Origin of the sequence: Mesorhizobium sp. LSHC420B00, from assembly GCF_000503055.1 — a bacterium.
Taxonomy (GTDB): Bacteria; Pseudomonadota; Alphaproteobacteria; order Rhizobiales; family Rhizobiaceae; genus Mesorhizobium.
Map to the genome: position 1 here is coordinate 61,980 of NZ_AYVY01000001.1, position 12,926 is coordinate 74,905.

The 12,926-nt window shown below is 61.2% G+C and carries 7 protein-coding genes; 4 read left to right on the forward strand and 3 right to left on the reverse strand.

All coding sequences use genetic code 11. The features are described from left to right. Window positions 1–5: 5 nt before the first annotated feature. Window positions 6–671: a hypothetical protein gene (locus X760_RS41040; protein WP_031193285.1), complete on the reverse strand. Its 666-nt coding sequence runs from the start codon at window positions 669–671 to the stop codon at window positions 6–8. Between the two features lie 409 nt (window positions 672–1,080). Between X760_RS41040 and X760_RS74190 the strand changes: the two genes are divergently transcribed. Further along, the gene (locus X760_RS74190) at window positions 1,081–1,212 is read left to right on the forward strand and encodes a glycosyltransferase (RefSeq protein ID WP_084642351.1); all 132 of its coding nucleotides are present in this window, start codon (window positions 1,081–1,083) and stop codon (window positions 1,210–1,212) included. Window positions 1,213–1,293: 81 nt separating this feature from the next. Then, window positions 1,294–4,266 (forward strand): trifunctional glycosyltransferase/class I SAM-dependent methyltransferase/polysaccharide deacetylase, encoded by a 2,973-nt coding sequence (locus X760_RS41045; RefSeq protein WP_031193286.1) that lies wholly within the window; start codon window positions 1,294–1,296, stop codon window positions 4,264–4,266. A gap of 305 nt (window positions 4,267–4,571) precedes the next feature. On the opposite strand, the gene X760_RS41050 is transcribed toward X760_RS41045, so the two are convergent. Further along, the gene (locus X760_RS41050; RefSeq protein ID WP_023716514.1) at window positions 4,572–5,252 is read right to left on the reverse strand and encodes a redoxin domain-containing protein; all 681 of its coding nucleotides are present in this window, start codon (window positions 5,250–5,252) and stop codon (window positions 4,572–4,574) included. A gap of 19 nt (window positions 5,253–5,271) precedes the next feature. Continuing rightward, entirely contained in the window at window positions 5,272–8,571 is a 3,300-nt protein-coding gene (locus X760_RS41055; RefSeq protein ID WP_023716515.1) for an adenylate/guanylate cyclase domain-containing protein, read from the reverse strand. Window positions 8,572–8,850: 279 nt separating this feature from the next. On the opposite strand from X760_RS41055, the gene X760_RS41060 reads away from it, so the two are divergent. Further along, window positions 8,851–9,945: a branched-chain amino acid ABC transporter substrate-binding protein gene (locus X760_RS41060; RefSeq protein ID WP_023716516.1), complete on the forward strand. Its 1,095-nt coding sequence runs from the start codon at window positions 8,851–8,853 to the stop codon at window positions 9,943–9,945. Window positions 9,946–10,025: 80 nt separating this feature from the next. Beyond that, a complete protein-coding gene (locus X760_RS41065) occupies window positions 10,026–12,497 on the forward strand; it encodes an adenylate/guanylate cyclase domain-containing protein (protein WP_023716517.1) in 2,472 nt (823 codons plus the stop codon). The last annotated feature ends 429 nt before the right edge of the window (window positions 12,498–12,926 follow it).

The window sequence follows — 12,926 nt, forward strand, 5'->3', positions numbered from 1 at the left end:
TCCGATCAACTCACTTTCCAGGTACGCTCCGAGTTGCTCTTGCTGCCGACGGGATCCTGATTTAGACATTTTGCAACCTCGACAAACAGGCCAGCCAAAAGATTTCGGTCGGTCTTGACATTGCCGAGATCGGAAAACATTTTCTCCATCAGCATCTGAATGCTTTCATTCTTTTGCTTGATTTCCTCACGCAGCAAATGGTCGTTTCGATTTATCCGGTCCGCAACTTCGCGCTCAAGCTCGCTCAACTGATCCGACAACGCGCGCACCTGCTTTTCAAGCGCCTGATTTTGCTCGCGAAGATTCCGGTCAATCTCCTTGTCGGCGTCGGCTCGCGCGTCTTTTTCGTTCCGCAATTGCGCGGCAAGCGAGTCGACCTGCTTCTTTGCATTTGACTCGTACATTTCAAGATTGCGCTTGGCCTCGGATTCGACATCCTTGAAGCGCTGCAAGACCCGTTCTTCAAGCTTGGAAAAGCGGCGGTCATAGTCCTGCATCTGGTTGCCGAACAGCAGATCACGTATCTTGTCGACACCTACAGCGTCGCCGGGGGCCCCGCTCTCGCGAGCCTGGCCCGCCACGAAGGTCAGCCCGTTTCCGTCTGCATTACTTATCAGATTTGCGTCCGCTTTATTTGCCGAAGAAGCGGTACTCGAAGATTCCTTGGCCATCCCATGCCCCTTCTTTTGAACATTGTCACAGCGCTAATTTAGCAACTGATAAACATGTCAGCAAAATAGCCGACCCGCAAGCCGGAATCTTCTCGGCTTAAGTCGTTTCGTGCGTCCCCATTCGGGTAGATTTGGACATGCGGCTCGATCCGGATCAGCTTACGCTCGCGTCTCGCCCGCGATCATCTTTTTGCAGATGAAATGCGCGAAAGGAAATGCCGCGGCGCATCGGCCTCAGTCTAAGCCGTCGGGCATGCGCGCTTGCCATTCGGCCTGTCTTCAAGTCTTTTTCGCCTGCCTCTAATTCGCCCCGATCTTGACAGGGCAGTGCTGCCAGCCGATGCCGTCATCCGGTTTTGACATTCGCCGACTCTTGCCGAAGAAAACGAAAGCTCGATGATCCAGGACAATGCTACCGCAAGGCGGTGTGGTACCGATGCTCAATGCCGAGCAAACCGTCGGCGCAACGCTTGCCGGCATCCGCCGGCAGACCTACCAGATACTGGATATAGTCGTGGTAGACGATGGGTCGATGGACTGATCGGCGTCGATTGTGACGGCCTATGCCGAGAAAGATCGACGCATCTTGTTCTACCTTCGAACCGGGCGCGAGTAAGACGGCGTGGCGCCTAATCCCTTGGTTTCAATCGTGGTTCCTGCGCACAACGCGGAGGTAACGCTGGCGCGCGCACTCGATTGCCTTCTCGATCAGGAAATAATGGACTGGGAGGCGATCATCGTCGACGACGCCTCCACGGACCGCACCCCCGCGATCATCGCCGGTTATGTGGAGCACGATGCCCGATTTCGGACGTTAAGCTCTTGCGCGTACAGCGCCGCCGGCGCGCGCAATAGCGGGATTTCGACAGCGCGCGGCCACTGGCTCATGTTTTTGGGTGCGGACGATTGGGTGGATGCCAGCTTCCTTGCGAAAATGCTGGCCGCACTTGAAGCAGCGCCCGATGCGGTCGCCGCCTATTGCGGTTCTCGGCGCGTGATGCCCGATGGCGAACTCACCCCGTCGAGCATCGCAACGGAGGTTGCGATCCAGCCCTTCGAGACATTCGCCCGCCGGTGTGCCATCGCCATTCACGCGCTGCTGGTCGACCGGGAGACAATTGTCGAGTTGGCCGGTTTCGATGTGTCGCTGCGCACCTGCGAGGACTGGGATCTGTGGCAGCGCCTCGCACGTCTAGGCAAAAATTGGGTGATGGTCGACGAGCCGCTCGCTTTCCATCGGGTCAGCCCCAATTCGCTCAGCCGCAATTCGACGCAGATGCTGGCAGATGCGGAAATCGTGATCGCCCGCGGTTTTTCTGCTGATCCCAGGGTCAAACACCCAGCATCGGCTCACGCCAATGGAGCGATCGAGGCGAACGGCCGCACCGCTTCCGAAGCACTCGCGTGGTTCGCGTTGTGGAACGCCGCATCGGATTGCGGCTGCGGCTCGCGCTCGATCAACCCGCAGTCCCTGCGCGCGCTCCCGGCAGGACGTAAGTGGGCGCGTGAGATCGCCAAGGTGGTCTTCGATGGCCTTATGGTAGGAAGCCTATCGGTGCCAGCGCAATTGGCTGCCAAGTGGGACAGGTTCGGCGGCTCCCTCACCGAATTGATCATCGAACTCGGCAAGGTCTGGGACGATCCCGTAGCGGGTCGCCGCGTCCAGTATCACCTTGAGCAAATGCTTCTCGACTTCGACGATCTTGCCGCGCCGCGCAGACTGGCGCGGACACTCGGCATTCGCGTCGACGCTCGAAATCCGACCTCGATCGAGCTTCCAGAAGGAATCGATCAAATTTATGCTTATCTGATGATGGATGGCCAGATCGAGGCTTTCGTACAGTTCGGCGTACTCGGGAAAGTGACAAGGCGTCATTGGACTGAGTTGATCCTGAATTTCGTGCCCCCTGAGCGGCTTATGCACAGTGCCGCGCCGCTTGCGAGGCGATCACCTTTATCTGCACCGCAAAAGGGCGCCGGTACCGACAAGTCAAACATGTTTGCAGCCGAGGCATTGTTGTCCATGGCGGGACGCCGGTCTGATCGGGACAGCCATTTCGGCAAACTCGCGGGATTGGCCGTGGAAGCGCAGGCGCTGGTTGGGTCGAGCGCCGAAGCTAAAGAGCCTCTTGCAGCGCCGCGCCGTGCACGGGCCGCGGATGGGCACGACAATGATCGCACGTCTTTCTGGAATCGCCATTTCGCGACCGAGGATCCCTGGAACTACGGCTCGCCCTATGAGCAGGAAAAGTATGAGCGGCAGCTCGAAATTTTGCCTGCCGGTCCCATCGGACGGGCGCTTGAGCTGGGCTGCGCGGAGGGCCACTTCACGCGTCAGCTGGCGTCGCGGGTGGGCCATTTGACCGCAACTGACATCTCCGCCGTAGCCATCGGGCGGGCGCGCGCGCGATGCGGCGATCAGCCGAACGTTGAGTTCGGCGTACTGGATTTCTCCGCCGACACGCTGCCGGGTGAGATGGATCTGATCGTCTGTTCGGAAGTGCTCTACTACCTGGATGATCTCGCCGAGTTGCGGCGCATCGCCAAAAAACTCGTTGAGGCGTTGGCGCCTGGCGGCAGTTTCATCAGCGCACACGCGTTCGTGCTACGTGACAATATCGAAAGGACGGGCTTCGACTGGAACACATTCGGTGCACAAGCGATCTCAGAGACGCTGGCAGCGACCGACGGCCTCGTCCTCGAGCAATCGATCCAGACCGAGCTCTACCGCATAGACCGCTTCCGCCGCCTGTCACCAGGCGACGTGGCGACGGAACCGATGATTGATCACGTGCCAATCCGCGCGCCCGTCGAAATCGGGGTCGCGCGGAAAATCGTCTGGGGCGGGGCGCGGGCCTTGCGCCGCGACGTCGCACGTAGCGAGCGGCGACAGCGTATCCCTGTCCTCATGTATCACAGCGTCTCCGATGAAGGTCCAGCCGCGCTCGCCCGTTTTCGGCTCACGCCCGCCGCATTCGCCAGCCAGATGGCATGGCTGCGCGCCAATGGCTTTCACGCGATTAGGTCCGAGCAGCTGGAATGGTTCATCGCCAACCGTCAGCCTTTCGTTGGCCGCCCAGTGCTCATCACCTTCGATGACGGCTTCCAGAACTTTGCCGACCATGCCTGGCCGACCTTGCGCGCGAACGACCTGACCGCGGAAGTGTTCCTGGTGACGGACCTGGTGGGTGAAAGTGCACAGTGGGACGCCTACAGTGGCCCGCCGACGCAGCTTATGGACGCCAGGACAGTGCGACGCCTCGCCGGCGAAGGTGCGTTCTTCGGAAGCCATCTGGCGACGCATCGCGCGATCGATGGTCTGTCGAGCTCTGACTTGGCCGCCGAACTCCTGCGCTCTCGTATGTTCATCGAACGGTGGACCGGTCGGCCAACCACGGCGTTCGCGGCACCCTTCTCGGTCACCGACCGACGGCTTGGCAGGCTGGCCAAGGAGTGCGGCTATCGGATCGGCTTCGGCGGCAGACACGGGCCGGCGGACCTCGATTGCGATCCCATCGACCTTCCGCGGATCGAGATTCGCGGGGATCGCTCGCTCGATTACTTTGTTGCCCGTATCGAGGCCGTGCTCGAATGAACGGTGAGCTTGTCAGTGTCATCATTCCCGCTCACAATGCGCAAGATACAATCGACGAGACGCTCCGCAGCTGCGCGCTCTTTCGAGATTGTTGTTGTTGACGACAGCGTTCTGACGGTTGGAAGGGGTGCTGTCGCAGCCACCCCACGATACAGGAGCCATCCACAGAGGACATCGCTAGTCCAGAGGCGACAGAAAGCATTGCCAGGACCGTACATTCTGGCTCGTCGAGGCCAATGTTAGATTTGTAACAAATTGGTTCCGCTTTTTGTTCAGTGCCGCGCCCGTTTACCTCGTTCGCAAGTCTATTGGGCCACTTGGGACACGGCTGACATCAGCTCCTGCGGGCTTGGCGCCCCAAACATGTATCGCCCGCCCTCTGGAACCTCCGTGAAGCTCCAGCGGACGATCCCCTGCCGATCCAGTAGGAACTGACCGACCAGTTGTCCGTGTCCCGTTGCCATCATCTGCTCGTCGGCTTCGGTCAGTTCGTAATGGTCCCTCTTATTAAGGATTTCGCTGGCCGCAATGGGGTCCATAGGACCGGGCAACTCGCCTGGTATATCGACCCGCATATCCTTTGCCGCTGCCATCGAGACCTTGTACGGCCAGTTCGTCTCGTTTTGGGTGAATTCGAGATTGGGCAGTCCAAAAGCACGATGTGAAGCGCGTTCAGGGTCGGAGGCCGCAAGCAGATTCGGCATCGGATGGTAGCGGAAATAGAGACGCGCCCGTTCGATTGGCGTGTTGACCACCGTCAGGCTCTCCACGCCCTTTTCGCGCAGCTCCGGATCAAGCCGCGCCTGGGCGGCGATATGGCGCCGGCAAAACGCACAATGCAGACCTCGAAACAGGCCGACCAGCACCGGCTTTTGGCCGCGAAAGTCGTCAAGCGCGATCTTGCCTTCCTGGGTAATGGCGTCGAGTATCAAGTTCGGCGCACGGTCGCCCGGTTGAAGCGGTACCAAGTCACTACGCGCGGACATTTTCCACCTCCAACCCCGGCTAGTCGAGAAAAGGCAGCACCACAAGCGCTTCCGGGTCGAGCCCGTGCTGGGCGCATATACCCTGCGCCAGGGAAAAGTAGCGTTCGGCCTCGGCCAGATTGTCGAGGTCGAGATTAAGCGTTGCAAGACCATCATAGCACGGAAACAGCAGTTGGGGTTCGCCCGTTTCGCGGGCTACGTCCAGTGCTTCGTGGAACAAGCCAACCGCCAGCTCCGGACGCCCGTTGCACTGGTGGATCTGCCCAAGCACGATCAACGGCACCGGCAGGTGCTCGCGCTGGTCGAGCGCCCGGTCGATCTCGATGGCCTTCTCGGCAGCAGGTACGCCCTCCGTTGGACAGCGATCCGTGAAAGTACAACAAGCGACCGCCAGATTGGCGAGGAGGCGCGCCTGGAAACCCAAATCACCAATATGGCGCGCCACTTCAAGACCGCGCCGACAGACCTCCATCGCGTGCGCCGGATCGATGGTCGTGTAAAGCACGCCGAGATTGGTGTAGCCGCGGCAGGCCGCGCCCAGTAGACCGGCGGCTTCGGCCAATTCAATGCTATGCTCAACCTGACGCACGGCCTCACGGTTTCGCCCAAGGCGAGCCAGCGCAACAGCCTTGGTATTGAGTGCCTCGGCGGTCACAAGGGTGGCATCACGCCCTAGCTCGGAGACATGCTCCGTTGTCAGAGTGCGTACGCAATCCAGCGCCGCGTCTGCCCATTTTGCCGCGAGAGCGTGATCTCCGCTACGGAACGCCTGTCGGCCACGTTCTTGCCAGAGATGCGCCTGCTCGATCGGGGCATCCGCTCCATCGAGGAGCGCTGCCGCTTCAGCATAGCGGGATTCTGCGTCGTCCCGCTTGCCGACGTCCCAGAGCAGCCGACCGATCTTGCGTAAAACTCGCGCCGACGCGACGCGATTGGCCGACTCGCGGTATACCTGCAACACCGTTTCGTAATGGTGGTGCGCGATCTCGCGGCGGCCTGCCGGGCCGCTCAAATCGGCAATGCGCTCTGCAATTGCCAGTTTGAGCGGTGTTTGCCCGATCGCGCCCAACGCAGTCAGTGCTCGCTCGTAGAAACGAAGGGCGTCGTCGTTGGCGTATATCATGCGAGCGCGATCGCCCGCCGCCTGCAGGTAATGCGCGCCCTTCTCCCGCTCGGCGCTCTGTGCGAAATGATGACCGAGCACGGTCAAATCCTCGAGCCGCTCCGGCTTGTCGCCGCACAGTTGCTCCAAGGCAGCTCCGACCCGCCCGTGGATGTCGGTCCGCCGTTGCAGGAGTAGATTCTGGTAGATCACGTCCTGCAGCAATGTTTGCGTAAAGCGGTAGCTTTGCGACGAGACCGAGCCTGATCCGGCAACTTCCTCGATGATTTCCGCATCGCAAAGCAGTTCGCAGCCGGCTTCGAGCCGGCCGGGGTCGGTTGTCACAGTTTTCAGAAGTGTGGCATCGAAGCGCGGGCCGATTACCGCGGCCTCCTGGGCCAACCGGCGCACCTCTTGGGGCAGCCGGTCGACGCGGGCAAGCAACATTGCCTGGATAGTGGCGGGGATGCCGGTTGCGACTTCGCCTGCCACAGTCCGCCATCGCTGGCCCTCTCGCATCAGTACACCGCGATCGATAAGGCCGCGAACGATCTCCTCTAAAAAAAGGGGGTTGCCGCCCGCGCGCTCGAGAATCTGGTCGAGAAGCCCTCCTGCGGAGTTTACCCAGCTCTCGCCGAAAAGCGCCGCCAGCAGGCTGCGTCCGTCATCACTGCTGAGCGGCGGAAGCCTGAGCGCTGTGTGACTGACCCGACTTGAGTCGAGCTGGTCGTTATCCGGCGCCGGACGATGCGTGACCAGCAACATCAACCGCGTGCGCTCCAACCTGTCCATCACGAAACGTAGTGCCTCAAGCGACACGGCGTCGGCCCAGTGCAGGTCTTCGACGACAATCAACAGCGGCGACAACGCAAGCCGCCGTTCGATGATTGTGCGGACTGCGTAGAGAATTTGCCGCCGCAGCTGCTCGGGTTCGACATGCTGCAAGGTGGCATCGGGGTCGCCAAGGCCGAGCACATGGTAGAGCAAAGGCATCAGCCGCTTCGCCTCCTCGCCCTGCAGGCCGAGATCGGTAAGCAAGCCTGCGAGCTTCCCCCGCATTTCGTCCCCATTGTCGTTTTGCATCATCCCGGCAGCGCTGCGCACCACTGCGCCCAAGGCGCCAAATGATTGTTCGCCCAGCGGTGAGCACGTGGCCAGCCGCACGGCGACGTTGCGAAAACGATCCTCGTCGCCGACGCGGGCGACGAACTCCTTCACCAGCCGCGATTTCCCGATACCGGCTTCTCCGACGAGGCGGACGAGTTGGGCCGAGCCGCTGCACGCCTGGTCAAGGCTCGCCATCATTCTACTGAGCTCCGCACCACGACCTATTATCGGCGCACTGAGGCCGAGCGCCTCGAGCCCACGCGCTGCACGCGGCGTCGCAAGCGGTGCATCCAGTCGATGGACGAGCACACTGCCAGCCTTGCCGCGAAACACGACATCACCCAGCGACTCGTAAGAGAAGGCATGCCGGGTCAGTCTGTGAGTGAGCTCGCCTACCAGCACCTCACCCGGTGCGGCCAGCGATTGCAGGCGTTGCGCCGTATTCACTGTGTCGCCGGTCACCGAATAGGATTTGGCGGTGCCGATGCCCAATCCGCCAGTAACGACCGGACCAGTGTTTATGCCGATGTGGAGCAACAGAGGCGAGCCGGAGTGGGGGGTGCTTTCGCCGAGCCGCGCCGTCCGGGCGATCATGTCGAGAGCGGCGCGAAGCGCACGTTCGGGATCGTCCTCATGCGCGACCGGCGCACCGAACAACGCGAGCAGTGCATCGCCGATGAATTTGTCGACGAAACCACCAAAGTTTCGCACGGCCGCCGTCAATTCCTTGAACAGTTTGTTCTGCAGCGCTTGCATGACCTCGGGGTCGAGCTGCTCGCTGAGCGTCGTGAAGCCGCAAAGGTCGGCGAACAGGACCGTTACCGTCCGGCGATCGGCGTCAGAGAAGGGATGCAGCCCTTCTTCGCTTTCGATGTCCGGAAGCATCGATGGAGTTCGAGAAGGCGGCACAATGGTCCGGCTTGGTGTCGGAGCAGGCCGTTCGACGACTTTTGCGGGCGCACCGACGTTTGCCCCACATTTAGGACAGAACTCGAAATCAGGTGCGCAGGGGTAGCCGCAACTGGCGCATGGCACGGGCTGGCGCCTGCCACACCTCGGACAGAAGGCGTAACCGCCCTCAACCTCGAAACCGCAGCCCGAGCAGTCCATCGAACAAGACCTCACTAGAGGCCGTCCCGGCGTGACCTCGCCACGCACTTCACGGCCAGGCTATTCGCAAGGATGCACCGATAGTCGTCGACCGGCAAGCGGCAGCGCAAATGGGCATCGAGCGATCAGTGTGGGTCCGGTGGCAGGGCGCTGCGGGCAGGCATTGTTGAAGGCGCAATAGTTGTCGGATCCGCGAACGCCGCCGAGACAGCCGCGCTTGCCGAAGGGGCTGTCGGCTCTGACGGGATTGGCGTAAGCTACAGTTAAGGGGGTGCACACATGCACCGCATCATCGCCATGGCGATCTTAGTTCTCGCGGCCGCGTTCAGCTCCGCGCGGGCGGAGGTGCTGATTGGGGTTTCATCTGCGATGACGGGACGGCTCGCCTGGTTCGGCGAGCAGGCGCAGCGTGGCGCCGAGATGGCCGTGGCCGACATCAATGCGACGGGTGGCGTACTCGGCCAGCAGATGAGGCTCATCACGGCCGACGACTTCTGTGATCCCGAGCAAGCGGTCGCCGCAGCCCAGAAACTGGTGGGTGATGGTGTGGTGCTCGTCGTCGGGCACTACTGCTCTGGAGCCTCGATCCCAGCATCGAAGGTGTACGAGGCGGCGGGCGTTTTGCAGATTTCACCAGGATCAACCAATCCGCTGTTGACTGAACAAGGCCGCGCCAACGTTTTTCGAGTCATTGGTCGCGACGACACGCAGGGGATCGTGGCCGGCAACTACCTGGCCGAGCATTGGAGCAACAGCAAGATTGCGATCCTTCATGACGGCACCACTTATGGAAAGGGTCTTGCTGACGAGACTCGAAAACAGCTGAACAAGCGCGGCGTAGTCGAAGCGATCTACGAGGAATACACACCCGCGAAGAACGACTATTCGGCCGAGATCGCTGCGCTAGAGGCTGCGAACATCGCCGTGGCATATGTCGGCGGATATCATGCCGAGGTCGCACTCATGGTTAGCGCTGCGCGCGACCGCGGCTACACAGTTCAGCTAGTCTCAGGCGATGGCATGGCGACCGAGGAATTTGCTTTGATCGCCGGCCCCGCGGCTGAGGGTACCCTCTTCACGTTCCCCGCGGACGCTCGCCGAAATCCCGAAGCCGCCTCGGTCGTCGAGCGGTTCCGGGCTGAAAACTTCGAGCCCGCAGGCTACACGCTGCTCAGTTACGCCGCCGTCCAGGCCTGGTCGCAGGCAGTGGACAAGGCCGGCTCACTAGAGCTCCAAGCCGTGATAGCGGCGCTGCGCGGCAATCAATTTGATACTGTGTTGGGCCGTATCGACTTTGACAACAAGGGCGATCTCACGAGCCAAAACTGGGTATGGTACGTCTGGCGAGGTGGAGAGTACGTGCCGGTCGAATAAGGACCGCCGATGCCGTCGCCGCTTGAGACAGCTGATGGAGATCGAGTTAGCTGGACCGTTCAGAGCTATGTGTCGCCGTTATGCTTGAACGCTTCGGCATACGTGGCCGTCTGTTGCTCGCTTTTTTCGGCATCAGCACCTTCGCCGTACTCGCGACAGCGGCCGCTCTCTATGCCTTCCTCCAGGTAGGAGAGGTCGTCGACCGCATCACCAAGGATCGGGTACCGTTGGCGCTCGCGTCCCTCCAGCTGTCGCGCCAGGCAGAGCGGGTAGCCGCCTCTGCGCCCGCCGTACTTACTTCGACCAGCAAAGCTCAGCACGGCGAGGTTTCCGCCGCGGTCGGGGTCGAGATGACGCGCCTCGAGGAACTGCTTGCCGCACTCAAAGGTGCCACGCTTAGCACGGCGGTGGTGGCTGAGATCGAGGCTGCAGTTCTTGGTCTGCGGCGCAACCTCAACGCCCTCGACGACCTTGTTGTCGCCCGCCTCACAGTGGTGGCGCGCAAAGAAGAACTGTTACGCCGCTTGTCGGCTACGACAAATGCAAGCCAGCGTCTTGTGGCGCCCGGTATCCTCGTGATGAATTCCAAGCTCCAGCAATGGCAGGCGGTTACAGCCGACACGTCGCTCGCGCCGGATCGCGGTGCGGCGGCGGCGGCCGACCTGGTCCAGGCAATTGCGGCCTACATTCCGCAGCAGAAAGCGCAGCAGGAGATATCGGCGGTCAATGACGTGCTGGTCAAGACGACGGACGCGCCAACGCCAGACGATCTGACGTTGATCCTGTTTCCGCTGCGCCGGTCGCTCGCCGTTCTCGACACGGTTTCCACCGAGATCGACGAGAGGCTGCGAACCCGTTTCCAACAGCGGGTCGGCGAGTTCAAGGCATTGATCGACGGCGGGAACAGCATCCCGAAGGCGCGCAAGGACGAGCTAGCAGTGCTCGCAGAGGGCGAAAAGCTTCTGGCCGAAAACAATCGGCTGTCGCGCAGTCTCACCGCTGCCGTCGATCGCCTGGTCGCCGCGGCAGACCGCGAGATCACCGCGTCCGGTCTCGAAGCCGCGACGGTCCAGCGCTACGGTACCGGAGTTGTCCTTGGCTCCGCCTTTCTCACCCTCTTGAGTTCCGTTCTGGTTGTCTGGCTCTATGTCGACCGTAGCCTTCTCGCCCGTCTGGGAGAGGTGAGCCAAAGCATGTTCGCAATCGCCGGCGGCGATCTTCGTGCGCCGCTGCCTGCCGCGGGCCGCGACGAGATCGGCCGGATGGCCGAAGCGCTTAGGCTCTTCCGGGACACCGCAGTCGAGGTCGAGGAAAAGAACCTGCGCGATGTCGCTGAGGCGCGCCAACGGCTCATCGATGCGATCGAGAGTATCTCCGAGGGATTCGCGCTGTACGACGGGGAGGACCGGCTTGTCCTCAGCAATAGCCGCTACCGCGAACTGCTCTACAGCGACCTTGCGATCGAACTGATGCCCGGCACGACATTCGAGCACATTATTCGCCGATCCGCTGAGCGCGGCTACATCAAGGATGCCGAGGGGCGGCTCGAGGAATGGGTCGCCGAGCGGCTCTCCCGGCACCGCAACCCAGGCGAACCGTGGGTGCAGCGGCGAGGCGACGGGCGATGGATCATGATAAGCGAGCGGCGGATCACCGCCGGCGGCACGGTCGCGGTCTATTCGGACATCACTGAGCTGAAGCAACGAGAGGAGAACCTCGCAGAGAAATCCACGGCTCTCGAGGCGCTTTCCAACAAGCTGGCCAAATACCTGGCGCCGCAAGTGTACAGCTCGATATTCGCCGGCCGCCAAGACGTTAGAATCGCCAGCCAGCGGAAGAAACTGACAATATGCTTCTCCGATATCGCCGGCTTTACCGAGACCACTGACAAAATGGAATCCGAGGATCTCACCCAGCTCCTCAATCACTATCTGACGGAAATGTCGAAAATTGCTTCGGATCACGGCGCGACGATCGACAAATATGTCGGCGACGCGATCCTGATGTTTTTCGGCGACCCTGAGACGCGCGGCGTCAAGGAGGACGCGCTGGCGTGTGTGCAGATGGCTCTCACCATGCAAAAGCGGATGAGCGAACTTGCCGAAATCTGGCGTGACATTGGAATTGAGACACCGCTGCGCTGCCGCATCGGCATCCATACCGACTACTGCACTGTCGGTAACTTCGGCAGCGAGGACCGGATGGATTACACGATAATCGGCGGCGCCGTGAATCTCGCCTCGCGCCTGGAACAGGAGGCGCCACCGGGGACCGTCCTCATTTCCTACGAGACGTTTGCGCAAGTGAAGAACACGATCGACTGTGAGGAGATGGGGCATGTCCAGGTCAAGGGGATCGCCTATTCCGTCGCCACCTACCGCGTCATCGATCTGAAGGCCAATCTAGCCGGCGCTTGTCGCGCCGTTCGAACCGAGCTGCCGCACTTCAGGCTGGAACTTGAACCGGAGCTGATGTCCGCTGACGAGCGTGACGATGCCGCCACTGCGCTTCGAGACGCGCTGGATCGGCTTTCCCACAAGCCCGGGCAGTAGGGCTTGGTTCACAACGACCCTCCCATGGACGCAAGGAGTAGGATGTGGGACGCAGCTTATTGGCGCTGTCGATGCGAAGGCCACAGAACGGTCGCGGTCAGTCTTTGAACTCGGGCGGAACGTCCGCATCGGAGCCGAGACTTAACATTCACGGCATCACTGGCAAGGTCCGGATATGGCGCAAGTTGCCCGTTCCGGGGCGCCGCCTTAAACGGCAAAGTTTGACCCAGAGCGGCCGCTCGGCGTGACAGTGTCGAACGTCCGAAAGCATGATAGAGCAGTCATTGCCGATTTCGAACTCGCTGTGGACGGGTTCCGCAAGGCCGGTGTCGTGCAATGACAGGTGAGGCCATGTCAGGTCAGGCCTTGAACTGCAGACGGCTCTCAGGCAAGCCATATGACTGTCGAGGCGGAAGCCGTCGTCGAAAT

Coding starts and splice junctions, on each gene's coding strand:
- X760_RS41040 (WP_031193285.1), bottom strand. CDS start 671: ATGGCCAAGGAATCTTCGAGTACCGCTTCTTCGGCAAATAAAGCGGAC.
- X760_RS74190 (WP_084642351.1), top strand. CDS start 1,081: ATGCTACCGCAAGGCGGTGTGGTACCGATGCTCAATGCCGAGCAAACC.
- X760_RS41050 (WP_023716514.1), bottom strand. CDS start 5,252: ATGTCCGCGCGTAGTGACTTGGTACCGCTTCAACCGGGCGACCGTGCG.
- X760_RS41055 (WP_023716515.1), bottom strand. CDS start 8,571: ATGGACTGCTCGGGCTGCGGTTTCGAGGTTGAGGGCGGTTACGCCTTC.
- X760_RS41060 (WP_023716516.1), top strand. CDS start 8,851: ATGCACCGCATCATCGCCATGGCGATCTTAGTTCTCGCGGCCGCGTTC.
- X760_RS41065 (WP_023716517.1), top strand. CDS start 10,026: ATGCTTGAACGCTTCGGCATACGTGGCCGTCTGTTGCTCGCTTTTTTC.